Source organism: Streptomyces sp. JN8, assembly GCF_055808075.1.
Window position 1 is genome coordinate 3,586,758 of the sequence record NZ_CM147852.1, and the last position, 25,765, is coordinate 3,612,522.

The 25,765-nt window shown below is 74.0% G+C and carries 23 protein-coding genes; 9 read left to right on the forward strand and 14 right to left on the reverse strand.

What is annotated here, in order from left to right; translation table 11 throughout:
- Positions 1-8: 8 nt before the first annotated feature.
- Genes ACY0MR_RS15575 through ACY0MR_RS15610 form a run of 8 tightly spaced genes read right to left on the reverse strand, consistent with a single transcriptional unit; the run spans position 9 to position 6,961 of the window.
- The gene (locus tag ACY0MR_RS15575) at positions 9-2,000 is read right to left on the reverse strand and encodes an NADH-quinone oxidoreductase subunit 5 family protein (protein WP_473561220.1); all 1,992 of its coding nucleotides are present in this window, start codon (positions 1,998-2,000) and stop codon (positions 9-11) included.
- Entirely contained in the window at positions 1,997-2,416 is a 420-nt protein-coding gene (gene nuoK, locus ACY0MR_RS15580) for an NADH-quinone oxidoreductase subunit NuoK (protein WP_473561222.1), read from the reverse strand. Before nuoK ends, ACY0MR_RS15575 begins: the two co-directional genes overlap by 4 nt.
- On the reverse strand, positions 2,416-2,967 hold the full coding sequence (locus tag ACY0MR_RS15585; protein ID WP_388794054.1) for an NADH-quinone oxidoreductase subunit J family protein: 552 nt from the start codon (positions 2,965-2,967) through the stop codon (positions 2,416-2,418). Before ACY0MR_RS15585 ends, nuoK begins: the two co-directional genes overlap by 1 nt.
- Positions 2,968-3,008: 41 nt before the next feature.
- Entirely contained in the window at positions 3,009-3,563 is a 555-nt protein-coding gene (locus tag ACY0MR_RS15590) for a NuoI/complex I 23 kDa subunit family protein (protein ID WP_388792662.1), read from the reverse strand.
- Positions 3,563-4,531, reverse strand: a complete 969-nt coding sequence (locus ACY0MR_RS15595) for a complex I subunit 1/NuoH family protein (RefSeq protein WP_473561224.1) — start codon at positions 4,529-4,531, stop codon at positions 3,563-3,565. The genes ACY0MR_RS15590 and ACY0MR_RS15595 overlap by 1 nt, the downstream gene beginning before the upstream one ends.
- On the reverse strand, positions 4,528-5,982 hold the full coding sequence (locus ACY0MR_RS15600; protein ID WP_473561226.1) for an NADH-quinone oxidoreductase subunit C: 1,455 nt from the start codon (positions 5,980-5,982) through the stop codon (positions 4,528-4,530). Before ACY0MR_RS15600 ends, ACY0MR_RS15595 begins: the two co-directional genes overlap by 4 nt.
- The gene (locus ACY0MR_RS15605) at positions 5,979-6,560 is read right to left on the reverse strand and encodes an NADH-quinone oxidoreductase subunit B (RefSeq protein ID WP_392206702.1); all 582 of its coding nucleotides are present in this window, start codon (positions 6,558-6,560) and stop codon (positions 5,979-5,981) included. The genes ACY0MR_RS15600 and ACY0MR_RS15605 overlap by 4 nt, the downstream gene beginning before the upstream one ends.
- The gene (locus ACY0MR_RS15610) at positions 6,551-6,961 is read right to left on the reverse strand and encodes an NADH-quinone oxidoreductase subunit A (RefSeq protein ID WP_361858966.1); all 411 of its coding nucleotides are present in this window, start codon (positions 6,959-6,961) and stop codon (positions 6,551-6,553) included. The genes ACY0MR_RS15605 and ACY0MR_RS15610 overlap by 10 nt, the downstream gene beginning before the upstream one ends.
- Positions 6,962-7,195: 234 nt before the next feature.
- On the opposite strand from ACY0MR_RS15610, the gene ACY0MR_RS15615 reads away from it, so the two are divergent.
- The 5 genes from ACY0MR_RS15615 to ACY0MR_RS15635 all read left to right on the forward strand — a co-directional run bounded on the left by ACY0MR_RS15615 (position 7,196) and on the right by ACY0MR_RS15635 (position 14,174).
- Complete coding sequence (locus ACY0MR_RS15615; RefSeq protein ID WP_388792654.1) at positions 7,196-8,386, forward strand: sensor histidine kinase; 1,191 nt, start codon at positions 7,196-7,198, stop codon at positions 8,384-8,386.
- 307 nt (positions 8,387-8,693) lie between these two features.
- Positions 8,694-9,977 carry a sensor histidine kinase gene (locus ACY0MR_RS15620; protein WP_388792652.1) on the forward strand — a complete coding sequence of 428 codons (1,284 nt, stop codon included), beginning with the start codon at positions 8,694-8,696 and terminating at the stop codon, positions 9,975-9,977.
- Positions 9,978-10,196: 219 nt separating this feature from the next.
- The gene (locus ACY0MR_RS15625) at positions 10,197-10,856 is read left to right on the forward strand and encodes a response regulator transcription factor (RefSeq protein WP_361858975.1); all 660 of its coding nucleotides are present in this window, start codon (positions 10,197-10,199) and stop codon (positions 10,854-10,856) included.
- A gap of 326 nt (positions 10,857-11,182) precedes the next feature.
- On the forward strand, positions 11,183-13,120 hold the full coding sequence (locus ACY0MR_RS15630) for a 2-oxoacid:acceptor oxidoreductase subunit alpha (RefSeq protein WP_388792650.1): 1,938 nt from the start codon (positions 11,183-11,185) through the stop codon (positions 13,118-13,120).
- A complete protein-coding gene (locus tag ACY0MR_RS15635) occupies positions 13,113-14,174 on the forward strand; it encodes a 2-oxoacid:ferredoxin oxidoreductase subunit beta (protein WP_361858981.1) in 1,062 nt (353 codons plus the stop codon). The genes ACY0MR_RS15630 and ACY0MR_RS15635 overlap by 8 nt, the downstream gene beginning before the upstream one ends.
- A gap of 53 nt (positions 14,175-14,227) precedes the next feature.
- Here the strand turns inward: ACY0MR_RS15635 and ACY0MR_RS15640 are convergent, their stop codons facing one another.
- The 4 genes from ACY0MR_RS15640 to ACY0MR_RS15655 all read right to left on the reverse strand — a co-directional run bounded on the left by ACY0MR_RS15640 (position 14,228) and on the right by ACY0MR_RS15655 (position 19,998).
- On the reverse strand, positions 14,228-16,411 hold the full coding sequence (locus ACY0MR_RS15640) for a bifunctional serine/threonine-protein kinase/ABC transporter substrate-binding protein (RefSeq protein ID WP_473561230.1): 2,184 nt from the start codon (positions 16,409-16,411) through the stop codon (positions 14,228-14,230).
- Between the two features lie 3 nt (positions 16,412-16,414).
- Positions 16,415-18,655 carry a bifunctional serine/threonine-protein kinase/ABC transporter substrate-binding protein gene (locus tag ACY0MR_RS15645; protein WP_392861809.1) on the reverse strand — a complete coding sequence of 747 codons (2,241 nt, stop codon included), beginning with the start codon at positions 18,653-18,655 and terminating at the stop codon, positions 16,415-16,417.
- A complete protein-coding gene (locus ACY0MR_RS15650) occupies positions 18,652-19,434 on the reverse strand; it encodes a hypothetical protein (RefSeq protein WP_473561232.1) in 783 nt (260 codons plus the stop codon). The genes ACY0MR_RS15645 and ACY0MR_RS15650 overlap by 4 nt, the downstream gene beginning before the upstream one ends.
- A 147-nt stretch (positions 19,435-19,581) precedes the next feature.
- Positions 19,582-19,998 (reverse strand): winged helix-turn-helix transcriptional regulator, encoded by a 417-nt coding sequence (locus tag ACY0MR_RS15655; protein WP_388792642.1) that lies wholly within the window; start codon positions 19,996-19,998, stop codon positions 19,582-19,584.
- A gap of 97 nt (positions 19,999-20,095) precedes the next feature.
- On the opposite strand from ACY0MR_RS15655, the gene ACY0MR_RS15660 reads away from it, so the two are divergent.
- Positions 20,096-20,968 carry an SDR family oxidoreductase gene (locus tag ACY0MR_RS15660; protein WP_388792640.1) on the forward strand — a complete coding sequence of 291 codons (873 nt, stop codon included), beginning with the start codon at positions 20,096-20,098 and terminating at the stop codon, positions 20,966-20,968.
- Positions 20,969-21,073: 105 nt separating this feature from the next.
- Complete coding sequence (gene rarD / locus ACY0MR_RS15665; RefSeq protein WP_473561235.1) at positions 21,074-22,153, forward strand: EamA family transporter RarD; 1,080 nt, start codon at positions 21,074-21,076, stop codon at positions 22,151-22,153.
- A gap of 120 nt (positions 22,154-22,273) precedes the next feature.
- Here the strand turns inward: rarD and ACY0MR_RS15670 are convergent, their stop codons facing one another.
- Positions 22,274-23,680 (reverse strand): MFS transporter, encoded by a 1,407-nt coding sequence (locus tag ACY0MR_RS15670; protein ID WP_473561237.1) that lies wholly within the window; start codon positions 23,678-23,680, stop codon positions 22,274-22,276.
- A 127-nt stretch (positions 23,681-23,807) separates the two neighbouring features.
- On the opposite strand from ACY0MR_RS15670, the gene ACY0MR_RS15675 reads away from it, so the two are divergent.
- Both ACY0MR_RS15675 and ACY0MR_RS15680 read left to right on the forward strand, forming a co-directional pair.
- Positions 23,808-24,248, forward strand: coding sequence for a winged helix-turn-helix transcriptional regulator (locus ACY0MR_RS15675; protein ID WP_388792634.1), 441 nt, complete (start codon positions 23,808-23,810; stop codon positions 24,246-24,248).
- A 69-nt stretch (positions 24,249-24,317) separates the two neighbouring features.
- Positions 24,318-24,932, forward strand: a complete 615-nt coding sequence (locus tag ACY0MR_RS15680; protein ID WP_388792632.1) for a DUF4291 domain-containing protein — start codon at positions 24,318-24,320, stop codon at positions 24,930-24,932.
- Positions 24,933-24,974: 42 nt separating this feature from the next.
- Here ACY0MR_RS15680 and ACY0MR_RS15685 read toward each other — a convergent pair whose 3' ends face one another.
- A complete protein-coding gene (locus tag ACY0MR_RS15685) occupies positions 24,975-25,592 on the reverse strand; it encodes a GNAT family N-acetyltransferase (protein WP_388792630.1) in 618 nt (205 codons plus the stop codon).
- Between the last annotated feature and the right edge of the window lie 173 nt (positions 25,593-25,765).

Genomic DNA, 25,765 nt, shown 5'->3' on the forward strand with positions numbered 1-25,765 from the left:
ATCACGGCTCACGCTCCGGCGACGGCGTTGGCGAGGGCGACGGCGGCGATCGCCAGGACGACGGAGCCGGCGAGCAGGGCGCTGAGGTAGGTCTGCACGTTCCCGGTCTGGGCGCGGCGGACGAGCCAGCCGAGTCCCTTGGCGGAGGCGCCCGCGCCGCGGACGTAGGTGTCGACGACCTCGCGGTCCAGGAAGCGGACCAGGGAGGCGGCGGCGAGGACGGGGCGGACGAACGCCGTCCGGTAGACGGCGTCCAGGTGGAAGCCGTCGGCGGCGGGGCCGTGCAGCGGGCCGAGGAGGGCGCGGCCGGGGTCGGCCGGGTCCTCGGCGGGTTGCGGCAGGGTCAGCGCCTCCGCCTCGACGAGTCCGGCGTCGGCGTCCGGGTGGGCCACGTGCGGGGCGGGGACCCGGGCGGCGGCCGCCGCCGGGGTCCGCGCGGCGAGGGTGCGCCAGACCGCGTAGGTGACGGCGGCGCCGGCGGCGGCGAGGCCGGTGCCCAGGACCGCCGTGGTGAGGGTCGGGGTGAGGGCGTTCCCGTCGAACCAGTCGTCGAGGTACGTGACGGTCAGGCCGAAGCCCAGGGAGGGGACCGCGAGCACCCACAGGACGGACGTCATGGCGAGCGGCTGGCGACCGTGCGCGGGGGCCTCGGCGCCGCGGCCGCGGAAGGTCCGCAGCCAGAGGCGGAGCGCGTACGCGGCGGTGAGGAGGGCGGTCAGCAGGCCGGCGACGAGGACGGTCCAGCCTGCTCCGGCGGGGGCGACCGTGCGGTCACCGAGCGCGGTGTGCTCGGCGGCCACCAGGACGGCCTCCTTGGAGAAGAAGCCGGCGAAGGGCGGGATCGCGGCGAGCGCGAGCAGGGCGACGGTCATCGTCCAGTACGCGTCCGGGACGCGCTTCGCGAGGCCGCTCATACGGGACATGGCGGTGAGCGAGTTCGTGCCGGCGGCGTGGATGACGGTGCCGGCGGCGAGGAAGAGCAGGGCCTTGAACGCGGCGTGCGAGAGGAGGTGGAAGACGGCGGCCCCGCGGTCGCCGACGGCCAGGGCGCCGGCCATGTAGCCGAGCTGGCCGATCGTCGAATAGGCGAGGACCCGCTTGATGTCGTCCTGGGCGAGCGCGGCGAGCGCGGAGCCGACCATGGTGATCGCGGCCATCACGGCGAGCACGGTCATCGCGGCGGCGGACTCGGCGAAGACGGGCAGCAGCCGGGCCGTGAAGTAGATGCCGGCGGCGACCATCGTCGCCGCGTGGATGAGCGCGGAGACGGGGGTGGGGCCGGCCATGGCGTCCGGGAGCCAGGTGTGCAGCGGGAACTGGGCCGACTTGCCGGCCACGCCGGCGAGCAGCAGCAGCGCGATCAGGGTGGGGTGGTCGAGGCCGCCGCTCGCGACGGCGCCGAGGACTCCGGTGATCCGGAAGGTGCCCGCGTCGGCGGCGAGCGCGAACAGGCCGATGAGGAAGGGGACGTCGCCGAGCTTGGTGACGAGGAAGGCCTTGAGGGAGGCGGCCCGCGCCTCGGGGGTCTCCCAGTAGTGGCCGACGAGGAAGTACGAGCAGATGCCCATGATCTCCCAGCCGACCAGCAGGACCATCAGGTCGCCCGAGTAGACGACGAGCAGCATCGCGGAGGTGAAGAGGGAGACGAGCGCGGCGTACGAGGGGTAGCGCGGGTCCTCGCGGAGGTAGCCGGTCGAGTAGACCTGCACGCAGGTGGCGACGACGCCGACGAGGACGGCGACGAGGGCCGCGAAGCCGTCGATGTACAGGGCCAGGTCGATGGGGACCGAGCCGGTGGGGGTGAGCTGGGTGGCGGCGTCGATCGTCTTCCCGCCGCCCTGCCGGACGGCGACGGCGACGGCCAGCGCGGTGGCCGCGAGCACGGGCAGCACGGCGAGCGGGCGCACGAAGCCGGGGGCGGTGCGGCCGAGCAGGAGTCCGGCGACGGCGCCGAGGAAGGGGAGGACGGGGACGAGGACGGCGAGGGTCGTGGTGGTCACGCGGTGGCCTCGGCCTTCTCGCCGGGGGGCGTGTCGTCGGTCGGTGTGCCGTCGGCGGGCAGGCCGTCGGGGGGTGTGTCGTCCTCGGCGGCGGTGTCCCAGGGCTGCGGCGGTTCGGCGGTGTCGCGGAGCCGGTCGATGTCCGCGGTGCCCCTGGTGCGGTGGACCATCAGGACGATCGCGAGGCCGATGCCGATCTCGGCGGCGGCGACGGCGATGGTGAAGAGGGTGAGGGCCTGGCCGGCGTGGAGGGTGTCGCGGAGCCAGACGTCGAAGGCGACCAGGTTGAGGTTGACGGCGTTGAGCATCAGCTCGACGGACATCAGGACCAGGATCGCGTTGCGTCGGGCGAGGACGCCGTAGACGCCGACGGCGAAGAGGAGGGCGGCGAGGACCGCCGGGTAGGCGAGGTGCATCAGCGCTCCTCCTCCTTGTTCTTCCTGCGGGAGAGCACGATGGCGCCCACCAGGGCGGCCAGGAGGAGGACGGACAGCGCCTCGAACGGCAGCACCCAGTGCCGGAAGAGGATCTGGCCGGAGACCTCGGTGGACCCCTGTACGGCTCCGTCGAGGTCGATCCAGGTCGTGCGGAAGGCGTCGACGACCACCCAGACGAGCGCGGCCGCGGCGGCGAGCGCGACGGCCGCGGCGACCGGCTTGTTGCGCGAGTCGGCGTCCGGGGAGTGTCCGATGGGGGCCTTGGTGAGCATGAGCCCGAAGAGGAGGAGGACGACGACGGAGCCGACGTAGATCAGGACCTGGACCCAGGCGATGAACTCGGCCGTCAGGAGCAGGTACTCGACGGCGAGGCCGCCGAGCGCCACGACCAGCCAGAGCGCGGCGTGGACGAGCTGGCGGGTGGTGACGGTCACGAGGGCGGCGCCCAGCGTGACGAGCCCGACGAGGACGAAGGCGATCTCGACGCCCGTGGGCGAGAGGAAGCCGTGCGTCTGCTGGTTCAGCGTCACCTGGCCGGCGGCCTGCTGGAGGGCCTGGTGGGCGGCGAGGATCACGACTGCTCCTCCTCGGCCCGGGCCTGGGCCGCGGCGGCCGCGGCCTTCTCCGCGGCCTTGCGGGCGGCCGCGATCTCCTTCGGCTCCTCCGCGCGCGGGTCGAGGGCGGGCGGTTCGGGAACCGTCCACATCCACTCGCGGAGCTTGTCTCGCTCGTGGGTCAGCTCGTGGATGTCGGTCTCCGCGTACTCGAACTCGGGCGACCAGAACAGCGCGTCGAACGGGCACACCTCGATGCAGATACCGCAGTACATGCAGAGGGAGAAGTCGATGGCGAAGCGGTCGAGGACGTTCCGGCTGCGCTCGCGGCCGCCGGGGGCCGCCGCCGGCACCGTCTCCTTGTGGGAGTCGATGTAGATGCACCAGTCGGGGCACTCGCGGGCGCAGAGCATGCAGACCGTGCAGTTCTCCTCGAACAGCCCGATGACCCCGCGGGTGCGGGGCGGCAGCTCGGGCTGGACGTCCGGGTACTGCGCGGTGACGGTCTTCCTCGTCATCGTGCGGAGGGTGACGGCGAGGCCCTTGGCGAGGCCGGAGCCGGGAATGGCCATTACTGGATCGCCACCTTCACGATGCCGGTGAGCGCGATCTGCGCGAGCGCGAGCGGGACGAGGGTCGTCCAGGCGAGCTTCTGGAGCTGGTCCTCCCGCAGCCGCGGGTAGCTGACCCGCAGCCAGATCACGACGAACGCGAGGACCGCGGTCTTGAGGAGGGTCCACACCCAGCCGAGCCCGTCACCGCCGAAGGGGCCGTGCCAGCCGCCGAGGAACAGGACGGTGGTGAGGCCGCACAGGACGACGATGCCGGCGTACTCGGCGAGCAGGAACAGCGCGAAGCGGAGCCCGGTGTACTCGGTGTACGCGCCGAAGATGATCTCCGAGTCGGCGACGGGCATGTCGAACGGGGGCCGCTGCAGCTCGGCGAGGCCCGCCACGAAGAACACGAGGGCGCCGACGATCTGCCAGGGCAGCCACCACCACTCGAAGGCGTCGAGGATCCCGGGGAGGGAGACGGTGCCGGCGGCCATCGCGACGGAGGCGGCGGCGAGCAGCATGGGCAGCTCGTACGCGAGGAGCTGGGCGGCGGTACGGAGCCCGCCGAGCAGCGAGAACTTGTTCGCGGACGCCCAGCCGGCCATCAGGCTGCCGAGGACGCCGACGCCCATCACGGCCAGCACGAAGAAGATGCCGGCGTCGACGACCTGCCCGACCGCGCCCTCGCCCGGGCCGATGGGGATGGCGACGAGGACGAGGAGGTACGGGAGGAGGGCGACGGCCGGCGCGAGCTGGAAGACCCGCCGGTCGGCGTCCCTGGGGACGATGTCCTCCTTCTGCGCGAACTTCACCCCGTCGGCGACGAGCTGTGCCCAGCCGTGGAAACCGCCGGCGTACATGGGGCCGAGGCGGCCCTGCATGTGGGCCATGACCTTGTGCTCGGTCTGGCCGACGACGAGGGGCAGGACGAGGAAGACGGCGAAGACGACGAGCAGCCGGAGGGCGACGTCGAGTACGTCGTTCACGCGGGATCGCCTCCGGCGGGGGTGGTGGGGTCGGCTGGGTCGGTGGACTCGGGAGCGGGCTTCGAGGGCTTTGCCTGCGGCTCGGGCTCGGGACCCGGCTCGGGTGCGGGCTTCGCCTCCGGCTCGGGGGCGGGCTCGGGGGCGGGCTCGGGCTCGGGAGCGGGCTTCGCCTCCGGCTCGGGCTTCCCCTCGGGTGCGGGGGCGGCCTTCGCCGGGGGCTCCGCCGGAGGCGCGGGCTCGGGCGCCGCCGCCGGCTCGGGAGCGGGGGCCGCCGCCGGCTTGCCCTCGGGTGCGGGGTCCGGCGGGGTCTTCTCGTCGAAGGCCGGGCGGGCGTGGTGCCAGGGGGCGTCCGAGCTGCGGGTGCGCGGCGGTGCGGCCTCCGCGCGCGGCGCGGGGCCGTCTGGGGTCGACTGGCTCGCCGACCCGTCGGCGGCCGAGCGGTTACGGCGCGGCGGGCGGGCCGCCGGGGGCGGGGCGTCGGCTCCCGGTCCGGCCGCGTCCGGCTCCCCTGCCGGAGCCGTCTGGCTCGCCGAGCCCTCGGACACCGAACGGTTGCGGCGCGGCGGACGGGCCGCCGGGGCCTCCTCCGCCGACGCCTCCGGACCCGCCGACGCCGCCTGGCTCGCCGACCCCTCCGACACCGAACGGTTGCGGCGCGGCGGACGGGCCGCCGGGGCCTCCTCCGCCGACGCCGCCTGGCTCGCCGACCCCTCCGACACCGAACGGCTCCGGCGCGGCGGACGGGTGGTGTCCGGTGCGGCCTCGGGTGTCGTCCCGGGTTCCGCCTGGGTCGCCGAGCCCTCCGTCACCGAGCGGGCCCGGCGGACCGGGCGGTCGCCCGCCGCCGCCCGGGCGGGGCGCGCCGGGGCCGGCGGGAGCTGGCCCTTCAGCGGGCCCCACTCGTTCGGGTCCGGAACGCCCGGGGGAAGCATCTGACGGCGCTTCGGGCCGCCCTCGTGCGACTCGCCCGGCTCCTTCGCGCCCGGCCACGCCTTCGCGACCCGGGCCGCGAGGACGAAGTCCTTGCGCAGCGGGTGGCCCTCGAAGTTCTCCGGGAGCAGCAGCGGCACCAGGTGCGGGTGGCCCGTGAAGTCCACGCCGAACATCTCGTGGGTCTCGCGCTCGTGCCAGCCCGCGCCCGCGTACACGCCGATCGCGGTGGGCAGGACGGGGGCGGAGTGCGGGACCGTCGTGCGGAGCAGGAGGCGCCGCGGGCGCCCCTCCCCCACCGCGGCGACGTGCGCGCAGACCCGGAAGCCGGTGCCGGGCTCGTCGACGGCGCTCAGCCAGTCGAAGTAGGTGCACCCGAGCACGTCCCGGGCCGTTTCGAGCGCCGTGGTCCAGGACGCCGGCGGGACGTCGACGGTCAGCAGGTCGTAGGCCCGCTCCGCCGTCGCCGCCTCGCCGAAGACCTCCGTCACGGCGTCGGGGAGGGAGTCGTAGGCCGTCATTCCCCGGCTCCCGGGCGCTCCACGAGCGGGCTCGTCAGCTGCGCGACCGACGCGCCGCCGGTGGCCGCGTACCGCTCGGCCAGGCTCTCCCGCGCGATCTTCTCCTGGAGCTTGAGGATCCCTTGGAGCAGCGCCTCGGGGCGCGGCGGGCAGCCCGGCACGTACACGTCGACCGGGATGATCTGGTCGACGCCCTTGGTGACCGAGTACGAGTCCCAGTAGGGGCCGCCGCAGTTGGAGCAGGCGCCGAAGGAGATGACGTACTTGGGCTCGGGCATCTGCTCGTACAGCCGCTTCACCGCCGGCGCCATCTTGTCCGTCACGGTGCCCGAGACGATCATGAGGTCGGCCTGGCGGGGGCCGGGCGCGAAGGGGATCACGCCGAGCCGGATGAAGTCGTGCCGGGCCATCGACGCGGCGATGAACTCGATCGCGCAGCACGCGAGCCCGAAGTTGAAGACCCACAGGCTGTAGCGGCGGCCCCAGTTCAGGACCACCTTCATCGGCTCGGGGGCGAGGCGGGCGAGCGGCCCCAGCTTCGGAGCGGGCAGGGGTGTGGGCAGGGGTGTTACGTCCATGCCAGGACGCCCTTCTTGTACGCGTAGAGCAGGCCCACGGCCAGGAAGCCGAGGAAGACGAACATCTCGACCAGGGTCGTGGCGCCGTAGCCGGGCGCGGCGAAGACCGTCGCCCAGGGGAAGAGGAAGATCGAGTCGACGGCGAAGATGACGTAGAGGAAGGCGTACACGTAGTAGCGGACCTGGGTGTGCGCCCAGCCCTCCCCGACGGGGTCGACCCCGCACTCGTAGGTGAGGAGTTTCTCGGGCGTCGGCACGACAGGCCTCAGCAGTCGGCCCGCGCCGAACGCCACGGCGACGAAGAGCACGCCGACGACGGCGAGGATGCCGACGACTGAGTACGTCTCGAAGTAGTCCGCCGCGCCCGTCACGCCGGCCGCGACAACGGTCGGTTCCCGCACGTCCGTCCGCCCCTCGGTCTCGGTGTCTCATGAGTCACTTCTGTACGGACGCGAGTCTAGGCCCTGCTAAAGAGACCGTAAGCAGTCGCGTCTGCACCGTCCTCGCGGGGCTCGGCCCGGTCCTCGCGAGGGCGCGGCGCCGTCCCCGTACCGCTCCGGGTGGGGATATCCCCCCGGCCGCCCACCGACCTCCCCCATGGCGTCGCCGGGTCCGCGACCGGCAGGCTGGGGCCCATGACCGCCGTTCTCGATCCCGCCGAGCCCTCCGGGGCCGCCGCCGCGCCGCCGCGCCCCCGTCCGCCCCGCCGCACCGCCTACGGCAAGGAGACGTGGAAGGAGATCGCCTTCCTCCTCTCCAACCTCTTCACCGCGCTGGCCGGTTTCGTCTACGCGGTCGTGAGCGTGGTCCTCGGCGTCGGGCTGTCCGTCACCGTCGTCGGGCTCCCGCTGCTCGCCCTCGGGCTCGGCGGCGCGCGTCTCCTCGGCCGGTCGGAGCGGGCCCGGGCCCGCGCGCTCCTCGGGGTCGCGATCGCCGAACCGTCCCCGCTGCCGTCGCGCGGCGGCTTCTTCGGCTGGCTGTGGAGCAGGCTGAAGGACCCGGTGGCCTGGCGGACGCAGTTGTACGGGCTGATCCGGCTGCCCTGGGGGATCGTGACGTTCACGGTCGCGCTCGTCTCCCTCCTCGTGCTGTGGCCGGTGCTGCCGTTCCTCGCGCGGGGCATGGCCGGCGCCGACCGGGGCATGGTCCGCGGCCTGCTCTCCCCCTCGGACGAGCTGGAGCGGCGGATCGCCGAACTGGAGTCGGACCGCGGGGTCGTCGTCGACACCGCTGCGGCGGACCTGCGCCGCATCGAACGGGACCTGCACGACGGGGCGCAGGCCCGGCTCGTCGCGCTCGCGATGGGGCTCGGCCTGGCCAAGGAGAAGCTCCTCGACGACCCGGAGGCCGCGGCGGCGATGGTCGACGAGGCGCACGGCGAGGTGAAGCTCGCCCTCCAGGAACTGCGGGACCTCGCCCGGGGCATCCATCCGGCCGTCCTCACCGACCGCGGGCTGAGCGCCGCGCTGTCCTCGGTGTCGGCGCGCTGCACGGTGCCGGTGAAGGTGACGGTGGACCTGTCGGAGCGGCCGGCCGAGGCGATCGAGGGCATCGCCTACTTCACGGTGTCGGAGCTGCTCCAGAACGTCTCGAAGCACGCGCGGGCGCGGTCCGCGTCCGTGGAGGTGTGGCGGGCGGCGGACCGGCTGCTGCTCCAGGTGCGCGACGACGGGGCGGGCGGTGCCCGCTTCGACGGCGGCACGGGCCTGGCGGGCCTCGCGGAGCGGCTGGGCGCGGTGGACGGCCTGCTCGTCCTGGACTCGCCGGAGGGCGGCCCGACGACGGTGACGGCGGAACTGCCGTGGCGGTCACGGCCGAAGCCGTGAGCCGCCGCGAGGACGCCCGGGGGTCATAGGGGCGGCGCCCGGGGTGCCTGAGGGCCGGTGAAGAGCGACACGGTGTGTGTCCGCTCCCCGCCGGCCCCTTCGCGTCTCCGCCGCCGGGCGCCCCGTCTCGCGCCCTCCCCGCCGCTCCCCCCCTCCCGCCGACCGCCACCGTCCCTCTCACCGCTCCCGAGGTAGGGAAAACCCCCGCCCCCAGACGCCCACCCTCCTCATGGTCCCGGCGGGCCCGGCGCGGAAGGCTGGGACGCGTACCGACCGCCCCCTCCCCCAGCAGAGAAGGACCCTCGCGATGGCCTCCCACCTCCCCGCCGCGATCCGCGCGCCGTTCGAGGGCCGCACGTGGCGTGCGCTGCTCCACGTGCTGGTCGGGCTGCCGCTGAGCGTCTGCTGGTTCGCGCTCTCGGTCGCGTTCGTCTCGGCCGGAGCCGGGCTGCTCGTCACCTTCCTCGGCGTGCCGATCCTGGCCGGGGCCCTCGCCATGTGCCGGGGCTTCGGCGTCGTCGAGCGGGCCCGGACGCGGGCCCTGCTGGGGGTCGAGGTGGGCGCGCCCGAACCGGTGCGGCCCCGGTCCGGCGGCGCGTTCTCCTGGATGGGGGCCGTGCTCAAGAGCGGATCGTCCTGGCGGCACCTGCTCTACGCGATCGTGCACATGCCGTGGGCGATCGTCTCCTTCTCCGTGACCGTGGCCTTCTGGGGCTGGGGCTGGGGCCTCTTCACGTACCCGCTGTGGAGGTGGACCTTCCCCGCGTACCTCGGGCAGGACGGCATCCAGCTGTACGGCGACGGGACCCACCACCTGTACCTCGACTCGCCCTTCGAGGTCGCGGTCACGTGCCTGGCCGGGCTGCTCTTCGTGATGGCGGGCCCCTGGCTGCTGCGTGGGTTCGTCACGGTCGACCGGCTGCTGGTCACCGCGCTCCTCGGGCCCTCCCGGCTGGCCTCGCGCGTCACCGAGCTGGAGTCGGACCGGGGCGTGGTCGTCGACACCGCATCGGCGGACCTGCGGCGGATCGAGCGCGAGCTGCACGACGGGGCGCAGGCCCGGCTCGCCGCGCTCGCCATGGACCTCGGCCTCGCGAAGGAGACGCTGGCCCGGGATCCGCAGGCGGCGGCGGTGCTCGTCGACGAGGCGCACGGCGAGGTGAAGCTCGCGCTCCAGGAGCTGCGGGACCTCGCGCGGGGCATCCATCCCGCGGTCCTCACCGACCGGGGTCTGGACGCGGCGCTGTCGGCGGTGGCCTCGCGGTGCGCGGTCCCGGTCTCGGTGGACGTGGACCTGCCGGCGCGGCCGGTGGCGGCGATCGAGGGCATCGCGTACTTCACCGTCTCCGAGCTGCTGCGGAACGTCACGGCGCACGCACGGGCGCGGCGGGCCTGGGTGGACGTGTGGCGGACGGGCGGTCGGCTGATGCTGCAGGTGCGGGACGACGGTGTCGGCGGGGCGCACGTGGTGACCGGGCGGAGCCTGGCCTCGCTCTCGGACCGGGTGGGCGCGGTCGACGGCGTGCTCGCGGTGGACTCGCCGGAGGGCGGGCCGACGACGGTGACGGTGGAGCTGCCCTGGCGGGCGTGAGCGGCGCGGGCGGGGGCCGGCGTCCCGGGGTCCTCGGATCCCGGGGCCCGGTCGGGTGCGCGCGGGACGTGGAGGGCGCGGTGCCCGAGGTGACGGGCCTCGTGCCGGGAACGGGCACGAGGCGAGGCGACCCTGCGATGCTGGCCGAGTCACAGGAAGTATTCGGTCGGCGAGACGTGGGGGCTGTTGGGCGTGGGTGTGGATCAAGGGGTCGGGCGCGTGCGGGTGGTCATCGCGGAGGATTCGGTGCTGCTGCGGGAGGGGCTGACCCGGCTGCTCACCGACCTCGGGCACGAGGTGGTCGCTGGTGTGGGGGACGGTGAGGCGCTGGTCGAGACCGTGGCCGGGCTCGCCGCGCAGGGCGCGCTGCCCGACGTGGTCGTGGCCGACGTGCGGATGCCGCCGACACACACGGACGAGGGGGTCCGGGCGGCCGTGCGGCTGCGGAAGGAGCACCCGCGACTCGGCGTGCTCGTGCTGTCGCAGTACGTGGAGGAGCAGTACGCCACCGAACTCCTGGCCGGTTCCAGCCGGGGCGTCGGCTATCTGCTGAAGGACCGGGTCGCCGAGGTCAGGGAGTTCGTGGACGCCGTGGTGCGGGTCGCCGGCGGCGGCACCGCGCTCGACCCGGAGGTCGTGCAGCAGCTGCTCGGCCGGAGCCGGCAGCAGGACGTGCTCGCGAACCTGACGCCGCGCGAGCGGGAGGTCCTCGGCCTGATGGCGGAGGGGCGGACCAACTCGGCGATCGCGAAGGCGCTGGTGGTGAGCGACGGCGCGGTGGAGAAGCACATCAGCAACATCTTCCTGAAGCTGGGCCTCTCGCCGAGTGACGGCGATCACCGGCGGGTACTGGCGGTGTTGACGTATCTGAAATCCTGATCATCTGACACTCTGTCAGGTATCGGACGGACGGCCGGCCGGACTCCGCGCACCGGAGGACGGCCGGCGACGGCCCCCCAGGGGGCCCGGAACCAGAGAATGAGGCGGAATCCGGCTTTCCGGAACACTCCGGGTGGCGACAGAACGTGACGATTCAGGGCAAGTGGGCGTCTCAAAAAGAGGTCCGAGATGCGAGAAGTCCCGGGAGGGCCCTCCCTGCCGTCGTAGGGTGGGCCCTGGGGACGGACGGTGATCGGCCGACCGCGCCCCGAGCCCTCTCCCGCCTCCGGCGGAGAGTCCCCTTGCCGCGAGGGAGGTCCAGTTCAGTGACCAGCCAGGTCAGTAGCGAGGCCGGTGAGGCCCTGCTCGGGGAGCAGCGCAGCGCCCCGGCGAAGCCGCACCACGGCACCGAGAAGGAAGTGCGCCGTCTCGACCGGGTGATCATCCGCTTCGCGGGTGACTCCGGGGACGGCATGCAGCTGACGGGTGACCGCTTCACCTCGGAGACGGCGTCCTTCGGGAACGACCTCTCCACGCTGCCGAACTTCCCGGCCGAGATCCGGGCACCCGCCGGAACCCTGCCGGGCGTCTCGTCCTTCCAGCTGCACTTCGCCGACCACGACATCCTGACGCCGGGCGACGCCCCGAACGTGCTGGTCGCGATGAACCCCGCCGCCCTCAGGGCCAACATCGGGGACGTGCCGCGCGGGGGCGAGATCATCGTCAACACCGACGAGTTCGCGAAGCGCGCCATGGCCAAGGTCGGCTACACGACCTCGCCCCTGGAGGACGGCTCGCTGGACGGCTACCGGGTCCACCCGGTACCGCTGACCACGCTGACCGTCGAGGCGCTCAAGGACTTCGGCCTGTCCCGGAAGGAGGCCGAGCGCTCCAAGAACATGTTCGCGCTCGGGCTGCTGTCCTGGATGTACCACCGGCCGACCGAGGGCACCGAGGCCTTCCTGCGGCAGAAGTTCGCGAAGAAGCCGCAGATCGCCGAGGCGAACGTCGCCGCCTTCCGGGCCGGCTGGAACTTCGGCGAGACCACCGAGGACTTCGCCGTCTCCTACGAGATCGCCCCCGCGACCCGGGCCTTCCCCACCGGCACCTACCGGAACATCTCGGGGAACCTGGCCCTCTCGTACGGCCTGGTCGCCGCCGCGCGCCAGGCGGACCTGCCGCTCTACCTGGGCTCGTACCCCATCACGCCCGCCTCGGACATCCTCCACGAGCTCAGCAGGCACAAGAACTTCGGCGTCCGCACCTTCCAGGCCGAGGACGAGATCGCCGGCATCGGCGCGGCCCTGGGGGCCGCGTTCGGCGGCGCGCTCGGCGTCACGACCACGTCGGGGCCCGGAGTGGCGCTCAAGTCCGAGACGATCGGCCTCGCGGTCTCCCTGGAGCTGCCGCTGCTGATCGTCGACATCCAGCGGGGCGGCCCGTCGACCGGTCTGCCCACCAAGACCGAGCAGGCCGACCTGCTCCAGGCGATGTACGGCCGCAACGGCGAGGCACCGGTCCCGATCGTCGCCCCGAAGACGCCCGCCGACTGCTTCGACGCGGCGATCGAGGCGGCCCGGATCGCCCTCGCGTACCGCACCCCGGTCTTCCTGCTCTCCGACGGCTACCTCGCCAACGGCTCGGAGCCCTGGCGGATCCCGGACGTCGACGAACTCCCCGACCTCCGGACGCAGTTCGCCACCGGGCCCAACCACGAGCTGGCCGACGGCACCGAGGTCTTCTGGCCGTACAAGCGCGACCCCGAGACCCTGGCCCGCCCCTGGGCCGTGCCCGGCACCCCCGGCCTCGAACACCGCATCGGCGGCATCGAGAAGCAGGCCGGCACCGGGAACATCTCGTACGACCCCGCCAACCACGAGTTCATGGTCCGCACCCGGCAGGCCAAGGTCGACGGCATCGACGTCCCCGACATCGAGGTCGACGACCCGGACGGCGCACGGACCCTGGTCCTCGGCTGGGGCTCCACCTACGGGCCGATCACGGCCGCGGTCCGCCGCATCCGCCGCGAGGACGGGCACATCGCCCAGGCCCACCTGCGGCACCTCAACCCCTTCCCGAAGAACCTCGGCGAGGTCCTGAAGCGGTACGACAAGGTCGTCGTGCCCGAGATGAACCTCGGGCAGCTCGCCACCCTCGTCCGGGCGAGGTACCTCGTCGACGCCCGCAGCCACACCCAGGTCAACGGCATGCCGTTCAAGGCCGAGCAGCTCGCCGCCGCTCTCAAGGAGGCCATCGATGAGTGAGCCCACGGAGACGCTGCTGAACCTGGTCCCCAAGGCCGAGGCGCAGCAGTCCATGAAGGACTTCAAGTCCGACCAGGAGGTGCGGTGGTGCCCCGGCTGCGGTGATTACGCGGTCCTGGCCGCCGTCCAGGGCTTCATGCCCGAGCTGGGCCTGGCGAAGGAGAACATCGTCTTCGTCTCCGGCATCGGCTGCTCCTCCCGCTTCCCGTACTACATGAACACCTACGGGATGCACTCGATCCACGGCCGCGCCCCGGCCATCGCCACCGGACTCGCCACCTCCCGCCGCGACCTCTCCGTCTGGGTCGTCACGGGCGACGGCGACGCGCTCTCCATCGGCGGCAACCACCTCATCCACGCCCTCCGGCGGAACGTCAACCTCAAGATCCTGCTCTTCAACAACCGGATCTACGGGCTGACCAAGGGCCAGTACAGCCCCACCTCCGAGGTCGGCAAGATCACCAAGTCGACCCCGATGGGCTCCCTCGACTCCCCCTTCAACCCGGTGTCCCTCGCGCTCGGCGCGGAGGCCTCCTTCGTGGCCCGCACCGTCGACTCCGACCGCAAGCACCTCACCGAGGTCCTGCGGCAGGCCGCCGACCACAACGGCACGGCGCTCGTGGAGATCTACCAGAACTGCAACATCTTCAACGACGGCGCCTTCGAGGTCCTCAAGGACAAGGACCTGGCCCAGGAGGCGGTCATCCGCCTCGAACACGGGCAGCCGATCCGCTTCGGCGCCGACGGCGGCAAGGGCGTCGTCCGCGACCCGGCCACCGGCGACCTCCAGGTCGTCGCGGTCACCCCGGAGAACGAGTCGCGGATCCTGGTCCACGACGCCCGCGCGACCACCCCCACCACGGCCTTCGCGCTGTCCCGCCTCGCCGACCCGGACACCCTCCACCAGACCCCCATCGGGGTGTTCCGGTCGGTGGAGCGGCCGGTGTACGACACCCTGATGGCGGACCAGCTGGAGACGGCCCTGGAACGGCACGGCAAGGGCGACCTGAGCCAGCTGCTGGCGGGCAACGACACGTGGACAGTCGTCGGCTAGCGCACCCGCGCGAGGTCGAGGGGCCCGGTCCGTGCTCACGGACCGGGCCCCTCTCACGTGCCCTTGCGCGCCGCCTCGTCGAACGAGCCGAGGAAGCGGGGCACCCCGCCCTTCACCTGCCACAGGAAGAGCCCGAGGAGCGCGGTCGGCGTGTCCTTGTTCGCCTGGGCCGAGTACGTCTTCACGAGTCCCCGGTACGGCGTCTGCGCCAGACCGTTCCGGACGCCCGAGGTCACCGACCCGGCGTTGTTGGCGGCCGCCGCGCGCGTCGCCTGGAACACCCAGTGAGCGAGGTCGTAGGCCTCCGTGGCGAACCGGTCGACGGGGGCCGTCCCCGCGAGTCCCCAGCGCTTCCGGTACGCGGCGGCGAACCGCTTCGCCTTCGGGAGCCCGTCGGGATCGGCGTAGCCCGTACCGAAGTACCAGCCCTCGGCGGCCGCTCCGGCGGTGGTGAGGAACTCCGGCCGGAGCACGTGCTCGACGCTGCCGCGGGGCCCCCGGTACCCCTGGTCGCGCAGCGCCCTGGCGCACAGCGCGGCCCGGCGCGGCGACGACCCCACGTACGTCACGCCCTGCGGGTCGGTCGCGAGCGCGGCGCGCACGGCGGGGCCGAAGTCCTCGTCGTCCGCCTCGACCCCGTGCACGGTCACGGTCCCGCCCTGGTCCCCCGACGGCGGGTACTGCCTCAGGTTCCTGGCGGCGAACCAGCTGTACTCGCCCGCGTCCCGGTCCTCGACCACGGCGGTCCGCATCGCGCCGTGCTCGGTCAGGTAGCGGCTGAAGGGCACCGTCATCAGGTCGTGGACGCTGCGCGGCTGGAAGTAGGTGGTCCGGGTCTCCTGGCCCTTCATCTGACCCGCCGGGACGTCGGCGACCACGCTCGCCAGCGGGACCCCGCGCGCGGTCAGTTCGTCGCCCGCCGCGACGGCGGTCGGCGTGAGCGTCGGCCCCAGGACCCCGACGAGACCGGGGACCTGCGCCAGGGCGAGCGCCGCGGCCCTGGCCCGGTCCGGCTCGCCGCCGTCGTCCTCGACCCGCAGGCGCACGTCGAAGGGCCGGTCGGGGCGGGCGTTGAACTCCTCCACGGCCAGCCGGATCCCGCGCTCCTGCCCCCGTCCGTCCGTCCTGCTGGGGCCGCTGAGATCCGTGAGGACGCCGATCGTGTACGTGTCGAGCGGGGCGCCGCCCGTGCCGCCCGTACCCGCCCCCGTCCCGCCCGGTCCGCGGCTCAGCAGCCAGGCGGTCAGCCCGCCGGCCCCCGCCACGGCGGCGGCCGAGCCCGCCACCAGGACACGGCGGCGCGACGGCCCCCGGGGCTCCGGGGCCGCCGCCACGGTCGGCTCGGCGACGGGCAGGTCGAGGACCTGTGCGGAGCGCTGGGCGATGAGCGCGGGCAGGCCGGGCGGCAGCCAGTCGCCGGCCGGACCGTCCGCCCCGCCCAGCGCGGCCCGCACCTCGGCCGCCGCGGGCCGGTCCGCCGGGTCCTTGGCGAGGCAGGCGGCGACCAGCGGAAGCAGTGCGGCGGGCACCCCGTCGAGCGCGGGCGCCTCGTGGACGGTGCGGTAGACCACGGCCGCCACCCCGCCCGTGCCGAAGGGCCGTTCCCCGGTCAGCGTGTACGCGAGGACGCAGCCCAGCGAGAAGACGTCACTGGCGGGGCCGACCTCGGCGGCGCCCGCGGCCCTCGCCTGCTCCGGGGCGAGGAAGCCGGGGGTGCCGATCATCGCGTCGGTGGCCGTCAGGGCGGTCGCCCCGGCGGACCGGGCGATGCCGAAGTCGATGAGCCGGGGCCCGTCGAGGGCGAGCAGGACGTTGCCCGGCTTGACGTCCCGGTGGACGAGTCCGGCCCCGTGCATGTCGGCGAGCGCGGACGCCAGCCGGGCCCCCAGGGCGCGTACCGTCGCCTCGGGCAGGGCGCCGTGCAGCGCGACCGCCTCGGCGAGCGAGGGTCCGGGCACGTACTCGGTGGCCAGCCACGGCTCCCGGGCCTCCGGGTCGGCCCCGAGGACCCGGACGACCCACCGGCCGGTGATCCGCTCGGCGGCCCGCGCCTCGCGGCGGAACCGCTCGCGGAAGCCGGGATCGGCGGCGTGCTCGGCGCGGATGAGCTTGAGCGCGGCGAGCGCCCCGCCGGCGGTACGGGCGAGGTAGACCACGCCCATGCCGCCGGCGCCGAGCCGCCCGAGGAGGCGGTAGCCGGCGAGCGTCGACGGGTCGGCCTTGCGGAGCGGCTGCACGGGTCAGGCCTTCGTGTCGTTCTTCGGCTTCGCGGGCAGCAGGGGCGCGGCGCCGATCGGCTTGTAGGCGCCGTTCTGCACCCCGTAGACGAAGGTGCCGCCGATCCCCAGGTCGCCGAACTCGTTGAAGTGGTAACCGCCCATCACCCCGGTGTACTTCTGCTTGCGCAGCGCCGCCCACAGGCCCTTGCGGGCCGGCTTGCCGGACGCCTTCGCCCGGGCCGCGAGCTCCTTGACCGTCATGGTGACGACGTCGTACGACTCGCCCGCGTAGTACGCGGGGGGCGTCCCGAACCGCTTGCGGTGGGCGGCGACGAAGGGCGCGGCCGTCTTCTCCGCGGTGGGGTCGACGACCGGCGCGCACACGAACCAGCCGTCGGCGGCGGTCCCGGCCCGGCGGAGGAACTCCTGGCCGAAGACGGCCTGGCCGGTGAACCGCGGACCGGTGAAACCGAGTTCGGCGAGCGCGCGGGCGGCGTGGACGGCGGTCTCGGTGATCCCGCAGTGGACGTAGGCGTCGATGCCGGCGTCGACCATCTCGCCGAGCACCCTGCGGTACGCGGCGGCGTCGGCGCGGGCCGGGACGACGCGGAAGTGCGGGACGATGCCGGCCTGCCCGAAGCCGAAGCGCGCGCCGCCGGTGTACTGCCAGCTGTACTGGTCCTCCGTGCGGTCCTCCAGGACTCCGGGGCGCCGGATGCCGGGCAGCTGCGTGACCGCGAAGGAGAGGTAGGTGCCCGCGCTGATGTGGTTCGGGATGGCCCGCAGCACCGTCTCGTTCCGGGCGCCGCCCGCCCGCAGGGTGAGCAGGTTGTAGCCGGCCGAGACCGTGATCAGCGGGATCCCGGCCTCCTCGAACGCGGGGATGACGGCCTGGGCGACGGCGTCGGTGGTGGGACCGAGGACGGCGAGGACGCCCGGGTCGGTGGTGAGCGCCTTGGCGCTCTCCAGGGCGCGGCCCGCGTCGCCCCGGTCGTCGACGACCTTCAGGCCGAGCGTGAAGGGCTTGTCCTTGCGGGCGTTGAACTGCTCCACGGCCAGGCGCGCGCCGCGCTCCTGGGCGCGGCCGATGTCCTCGGCCGCGCCGGACAGGTCGGCGAGGACGCCGATGCTCCAGGCCGGGCGGGGCGGGACGGTCTTCCCGCCGGCACCCTTGCCGTCGGTGCCGTCCTCGCCGCGCCCCGCCCAGACGGCGGCCGCGCCGCCGCCGACGGCCAGGACCGCGGCGCCCGAGGCGAGCAGCAGGAAGCCGCGCCGGCTCTTCCCGGGGGTGGCCGGGGCGGTGCCGCCGCCCGTCTCGGTGACGTCGATCTCGGGCAGGGCGAGCATCCGCGCGGAGCGTTCGGCGATGGTCCGGACGACCGGGGCGGGCAGCCAGGCGGCGCCGTCACCGGGGCTGTCCTCGACGAGCCGGACGCCGATCGCGGCGGCGGTGGGGCGGTCCGCCGGGTCCTTGGCCAGACAGGCCCGGACGAGGTCGAGCAGCCCGTCGGGGACGCCGGCGAGGTCGGGTTCGTCGTGGACGGTCCGGTACATGAGGGCGTCCACGGCGCCGGTGCCGAAGGGCGGGCGGGCGGTCGCCGCGTACGCGAGGAGGCAGCCGAGGGCGAAGACGTCGGCGGGCGGTCCGATGGCGTCGACGCGGGCCTCGGCCTGCTCGGGTGCGAGGAAGCCGGGGGTGCCGACGACCATGTCGGTGGCGGTGAGGGCGGTCTCGCCGGTGGCGCGGGCGATGCCGAAGTCGATGAGCCGGGGTCCGTCGACGGCGAGCAGGACGTTGCCCGGCTTGACGTCGCGGTGGACGAGTCCGGCCGCGTGCACGGCGGCGAGGGCGCGGGCGACGGCCCAGCCGAGGTGGCGGACGCTGTGCTCGGGCAGCGGGCCGTGTGCGGTGACGGCCTCGCCGAGGGAGGGTCCGGCGACGAAGGCGGTGGCCATCCACGGTTCGGGGGCGTCGGGGTCGGCGCCGGTGACGGGCACGGCCCAGGGGCTGGAGACCCGGCGGGCGGCCTCGACCTCGCGGCGGAAGCGGGCCCGGAAGTCGGGCTGGTCGGCCTGGTCGGCGTGGGTGACCTTGACGGCGGCGAGCTCGCCCGCGGCGGTGCGGCCGAGGTAGACGACGCCCATGCCGCCGGCGCCGAGGCGGCCGAGGAGCCGGTAGCCGGCGAGGGCGGACGGGTCGGAGGGCAGCAGCGGCTGGAGGGCGCCGGGCTCGGGCCGGGGCCGCGGGGCGGTGGGGCTCACGACTGGACCTCCAGTTCGTCCTTGACGCGATCGAGCATCGTGACGAGTGCGCGGACCTGTGCCTGGCTCGTGCCGGTGGTCCCTCCGTCGTTCAACTCGCTGTATCCGGGGGCGCCCTTGACGGCGGTGGCGACGGTGACCTGTCCGATCCGGGACTGGTACCAGCTGTAGAACTGCTCCCCGTTCACCGCGTCGTCGAGGTAGGAGCCGCCTTCGCGGAGGGAGTCGTCGGCGGTGGCGTTGCCCCCGACTCCGAAGGGGTTGCCGAGGGACATGAGTCCGGTGATCCGTTCGCCGTCGCGCAGCTTCTGGTCGGGGCAGCGCAGCGCCTCTTCGAGAGTCGAGGCCATCTCCCAGTCGGCGTCGGACGCGGTGCGGTGGACGGTGACGGTGGCGGCGACCCGCAGGACGCCCTTGCCGTCGACGGCGGGCAGTTCGCTGTAGGCCGTGACGCTGGCGAGGACGTCGGCGGGCCGGGGGCCGGTCTCCCAGGAGCAGGTGGCGCCGAGGACGGGCCAGTAGTCCGGGTCGCTGAGGTGCGGGGTGCGCTCGACATAGCCCGGGGCCCACGCGTCGGGCCCGGCGACGACGGCCAGGGCGAGGCGCCGGGCCTCCGCCTCGGTCTTCGGCGCCCGCTTCGGGTCGGGGGTGAAGTCGAGTGCGGTCGGGGTGGGCGAGGGGGTGGGTGCGGTGGTCGGGGCCTTGGTCGGGGCCGCCGCCGTGCCGGCCCCGCCTCGCTTGCCGTCGGGTTTCCCGCCGCTGCTACAGCCGGCCGCCATCAGTCCGCCCACCAGTACGACACAGCAGGCACGCCACAGTCTTCGGTCTCCGTACGACACAGATCCCCCACGGTCCCTCACGGATTCCCCCACGAACGGTGAGCAGATCGTACGGCCCGGGACCGACAACTCGCGCTGTCTACAACATCATTGGGACCTGTTTGTGGCGCTCTCGCGACGAGCCGCGTCGTAGCGGAGGCGGGCCGCCTCGACCTCCGGGACCCGGCGCTCGGTCCAGCGGGCCAGCTCCCGGACCCGGCCGGCGGCCTCCTCGCCGAGGGCGGTGAGGCTGTAGTCGACGCGGGGCGGGATGACGGGCTTGGCGTCGCGGTGGACGAAGCCGTCCCGCTCCAGGGTCTGGAGGGTCTGCGTGAGCATCTTCTCGCTGACCCCGCCGACCCTGCGGCGCAGCTCGCTGAAGCGGTACGAGCGCTCGCCCAGCGCGATGAGGATCAGGACCCCCCAGCGGCTGGTGACGTGTTCCAGGACGAGCCGCGAGGGGCACATGGCGCCGTCGGCGTCGGCCGGCAGACTGCGGATCTCCGGTGCTTCACTTACTCCCATGCCAGTACCTTACTTCAAAGTGGGTACTTTCGAAAGGTTAGCGCCGGACGTACGGTGAGTGCATCGCCCACCGCACCCCACCGAAGAAGGACCCGCCATGAGCATCGTCGTCACCGGAGCCACCGGCCGGCTCGGCCGCCTCGTCATCGACGCCCTCCTCGCCGACCCCGCCGTCGCCGCCGGCTCCGTCGCCGCCGTCGTCCGCGACAAGGAGAAGGCCGCCGACCTCGCCGAGCGCGGCGTCGAGCTGCGCATCGCCGACTACAGCAGGCCGGAGACCCTCGCCGGGGCCTTCGCGGCCGGCGACCGGGTGCTGCTGATCTCGGGCAGCGAGGTCGGGCAGCGCGTCGCCCAGCACACCGCCGTGGTCGACGCCGCCAAGGCGGCGGGCGTGGCCCAGCTCGCGTACACCGGCGTCCTCGGCGGCGACGGGGCCGACTTCGACCTGGCCGCCGAGCACAAGGCCACCGAGCGGCTGATCCGCGACTCCGGAGTGCCGTACACCTTCCTCCGCAACGGCTGGTACACCGAGAACTACACCGAGAACCTCGCCCCCGTCCTCGCCCACGGCGCCGTCGTCGCCAACGCCGGCGAGGGCCGGATCGCCTCCGCCGCCCGCGCCGACTACGCCGCCGCCGCTGCCGCGGTCCTCACCGGCCCCGCCGAGGAGCACCTGGGCCGGGCGTACGAGCTGAGCGGCGACACCGCCTGGTCCCTCGCGGAGTACGCGGCCGAGGTCTCCGCCCGGACCGGCCGCGAGATCGTCTACCGCGCCGTGCCCGCCGAGGCGCACCTCGCGATCCTCACCGGAGCGGGCGTCCCGGCCCCCTTCGCCGAGATCCTGGTCGACGTCGACCGGGCGGCCGAGCACGGCGCGCTCGCCCTGCGCACCGGGGACCTGGCCCGCCTGATCGGCCGCCCGACCACCCCGATCGCCGTGACGATCGCCGCGGCCCTGGACGCCTCCTGAACCCCGCCTCCACCCCGTCATGACCGTATTGCGGTACGGGCATGACAACCCGCCCCGTGCGGCGCTACCTTCGACAGGACAGCGCGGCACAGGGCGGGAGGTCCGGTGAAGACGGAGAACGAGGAAAGAGCAGGACTGCTCTACGGGATCGGCGCCTACGGCATGTGGGGGCTGGTCCCGCTCTTCTGGCCGCTCCTCAAGCCCGCCGGATCGGTCGAGATCCTCGCCCACCGGATGGTCTGGTCCCTGGTCTTCATCGGCGTCGCGCTCCTCGCGGTGCGCCGCTGGGGCTGGATCGGCGAACTCGTCCGCAGCCCGCGCAGGCTCGGCCTGATCACGGTCGCCGCCGCCGTGATCACCGTGAACTGGGCCCTCTACATCTGGTCGGTCAACACGGGCCACGTCGTCGAGGCCTCCCTCGGCTACTTCATCAACCCGCTCGTCACCATCGCCCTCGGCGTCCTGGTCCTCCAGGAGCGGCTGCGCCCCGCGCAGTGGGCGGCGGTCGGCATCGGCTTCGCGGCCGTCCTGGTCCTGGCGATCGGATACGGGCAGCCGCCCTGGATCTCCCTGATCCTCGCCTTCTCCTTCGCCGTGTACGGCCTGGTGAAGAAGAAGGTCAACCTCGGCGGCCTGGAGTCGCTCGCCGCGGAGACCGCCGTCCAGTTCCTGCCGGCCTTCGGCTACCTCGTCTGGCTCGGCACCCAGGGCACCCTCGCCTTCGGCTCGCACGGCGCGGGCCACACCGCCCTGCTCGCCGCCACCGGCATCGTCACCGCGGTGCCGCTCGTCTGCTTCGGGGCGGCCGCCATCCGCGTACCGCTCTCCACGCTCGGCCTCCTCCAGTACCTGGCGCCGACCCTCCAGTTCCTGCTCGGGGTCCTCTACTTCCACGAGGAGATGCCGCCGGAGCGCTGGGCGGGCTTCTCCCTGGTGTGGCTGGCACTGACCCTCCTCACCTGGGACGCCCTGCGCACGGCCCGCCGGAGCAGGGCGGCGATGGAGGCCGCGAGGGCGATCGCGGAGGCGGCGGCCGCCGAGGCCGCGGGGGAGACCGCGGGCGCGCCCGCCGGGGACGCGTCCGTCGGGGGCGCGCCCGCCGGGGACACGACCGCCGGGAACGCGCGCGCCGGGGGCACGGCGGCCGGGGGCACGGCCTCCGCACCGGCCCGCCAGGCTCCGTGACGGCGGGTCGCACGGCGGTACAGGGCCTCCGGGCGACCGAGGGCCCCGGTCTCCCGGAGGACGTCTCCGGGAGGCGGGGGCCGGGCGTCGGCCGGGCGGAGGAGGGCCCGCCGGGAGCCCTCAGACCGTGACCCTGGTGGCGGGATCCGGCCGGTCCGCGGCCGGCTCCACCGGGCCGGCCGGGCGGGCGCGCAGCCCCGTCGCGGTGACCACCGCGCCGAGCGCCACCATCGCCAGCGGGACGACCAGCGCCGCCCGGAAGCCGTCGAGACCGCCGCCGGAGATCCCGTACACCGCCGTCACCGCCGCGATGCCGACCGCCGAGCCGAACTGCGTCGCCGTGGTGAGGAGCCCGCTCGCGAGCCCCTGCTCCTCCTCCGCGATCCCCTCCGTGCCGGCGATGGTGAGCGGACCATAGGCGAGGGCGAAGGCGAGCCCGGTCAGGAGGAGCGTCGGGAACATCGCCGCGTACGACCAGTCCGGGCCGACCGGCAGGAACAGCGCGTACGAACCGACGGCGAGGACGAAGCCGCCGAGGATCACCTTCGCGTTGCCGAACCGGGCCACCAGGCGCGGGGTCAGCGTCGGCGCGAGGACCGCGTCGATCCCCATCACCAGGAGGGCGAGCGCCGTCTGGAGGGACGACCAGCCGCGCAGCTCCTGGAGGTAGAGCGTGGCCATGAACTGGAAGCCGAAGAAGGAGCCGACGAAGAGCAGGGCGCCGAGGTCCGCGCGGATCAGCGAGGCCTTGCGGAGGATCCCGAGCCGGACGAGCGGGCGGGCGGTCCGGCGCTCGACGGCGACGAAGGCTCCGGCGAGGACGAGTCCGGCGGCGACCGCGGCGGCGGTGACCTGCCACCCCTCGAAGCCGTGCTCCAGGCGGACGACGCCGTACGCGAGGAGGAGCATGGCCCCGGCGGCGGTGAGCGCGCCGCCGAGGTCGAAGCCGCCCTTCGCCGGGGCGGGGCGGGGCTCCTTCGGGACGAGCCGGAGCGCGGCCGCCAGGATGGCGGCGGCCAGCAGGACCGGGGCGAAGAACACCCAGCGCCAGCCGAGCTGGGTGAGCAGTCCGCCGATCACGAGCCCGAGGGAGAAGCCGCCCGCGGCGGTGCCGGCGAAGACCAGCAGGGCCTGGTTGCGCTGCGGGCCCTCCGCGTACGAGGTGGTGATGATCGACAGGGCCGCCGGGGTCATGAACGCGGCGGCGACGCCGGTCACGAAGCGGGCGACGATCAGGGTCCAGCCCTCCTCGGCGAGGCCGCCGAGGCCGGAGAAGACCAGGAAGACGGCGAGCCAGCCGAGGAACATCCGGCGCCGTCCGAGGAGGTCGGCGGCGCGCCCGCCGAGCAGGGTGAAGCCGGCGTAGCCGAGGACGTAGGCGGACATGACCCAGGCGGCGGTGCCGGTGCCGAGACCCAGGTCGGCACGGATGGTGGGGACGGCGACGGCCAGCATGGCGACGTCGATGCCTTCGAGGAAGATCGTCCCGCAGAGGACGAGGAGCAGACTCCAGGCACGGATGGACACGGCTGCCTCCAGGGCAGGGATCGGGGACGCGGGAAGGGCTCGACAGGCACGTGGATCCGGCCGGTTACCGACGTGGGGGTCGGTTCCCTCTTGTAACCACCTGCATCCTGCGGGACCATCTGGTGCCATGGAAGAAGGCACTTCGAAGTCACCGAGTCACTGCGCGGGAACCTATGGAGACGACGGGGACCCGGACCCGTTCCAGTGGGACACCCGGGAGGACTGCGAGGTACGGCAGATCCTCGACCGGGTGGCCGACAAGTGGTCCCTCCTCGTCATCGCCCTGCTCGACCGGCGGGTGCTGCGCTTCACGGAGCTCAAGCGCGAGATCGACGGAGTCAGCCAGCGCATGCTGACCGTGACCCTGCGTCAGCTGGAGCGGGACGGCCTGGTCAAGCGCACGGTCCACCCGGTCGTCCCGCCCCGGGTCGAGTACGAACTGACGCCCCTGGGCGGCACCTTGCACACCACCATCCGCTCCCTCGTCACCTGGACCGAGCAGCACCAGAACGAGATCGCGGCGGCGCGGGAGGAGTACGACGCGCGGGAGGCGGCGCCGGTGGCCTGAACGGCACGGGCACGACGGGCCGCCGGGAAACCGGTGGCCCTCCCCCGGCCCGTGTCCCATCCTGGGCCCATGGAAGAACCGAGGTCGGCCACCGACGAGCCGATGCACCGCGTCCGCGCCCTCCACACCGACCGCACCGTCACCGTCTACCAGGCGTACCCGCCCGCGATCGGCCTGCCCACGGCCCGCGAGGGGCGATTTCCGGCCGCCTGGAAACGGGACCGGATGACCTGGATCAAGCCCTCGTTCCTGTGGATGATGTACCGCTCGGGCTGGGGCGCCAAGGAGGGCCAGGAGACCGTCCTCGCCGTGGAGATCACCCGCGAGGGCTTCGAATGGGCCCTGCGGAACGCCTGTCTGTCCCACTACGAGCGGGGGCTCCACCCCGACCACGAGGCGTGGCGGAGCCGGTTGAGGCAGGCGCCGGCGCGCGTCCAGTGGGACCCGGAGCGCGATCCGCACCTCCGGGCGCTCCCCCACCGCTCGCTCCAGCTCGGCCTGTCGGGCGAGGCGTCCCGCCGGTACGCGGACGAGTGGACGGTGTCCGTACGGGACGTGACCCCGCTCGCGCACCGGGTCCGTGACCTGGTCCGCGCCGGCGACCTGCCGGCGGCCCGGAACCTGCTCCCGCACGAGCCGCCGTACCCGGAGCCCGCGGGCCTGCTGGACCACCTGCGCGCCTGAGCGGCCCGCGGCCGCCGCCCGTTCGCGCCTCCCCGGGAGCTGTCAGCCCCCGGACGGGTCGCGGGGTGCGCGCCGCATGGGCCAGAGGGTGGGGCCGCCGCCGGGGAGGGAGGCCTCGCCGAGGACGACGAAGCCGAAGTGCTCGTAGACGGGGAGGTTGTCCGGCTTGGAGGACTCCAGGTAGACGGGCAGGCCGGCCGCGTCGGCCCGGGCGAGACCGGAACGCAGCAGCGCGGAGCCGTGCCCCCGGCCGCGGGCGGCCGGGTCGGCGCCGATGACGGCGAGGTACCAGTGGGGCTCCGGAGGGGTGTGCGCGGCCGCGGCCTCGACGGCCTCGCGGAAGAGGCCGGCACGGTCGCCGAGGATCTCCTGGAGCTCCCGCACGGTGTCGGCGTCGGGGACGGCCTTGTCCTGTCCCTCGGGCGACACCCAGAACGCGGCTGCGGAGTCGGTGCGCTCGCAGACTCCGTGCGGACCGTACTGGCGGGTGAAGAGGGTGGTGAAGTACCGCGCGAGCCCGGCCTCGCGCGAGGCCTCGTCGGGGAAGAACCAGCGCATCATCGGATCGTCGCCGAAGGCCCTCGCCAGGACGCCGCCGATCATCGGGGCGTCGTCGGTCACGGCCGTCTTCGGAAGGTTCGAGTGAGGCATACGGGTCATTCTGCACGCCGGATGATCTTGGTCGACGGGCGGGGCGGCGCCGGACCGCCGGGCGGTCGACGGGCAGGGCAGAGCGGTGCGCGGCCCCGGGACGGCGGGCGGGCGGGCGGTCGGTGCGGCGCCCGGGTCGTCTGACGGGCGACGGGGCCGTACACGGACCGCGGCGGCCGACG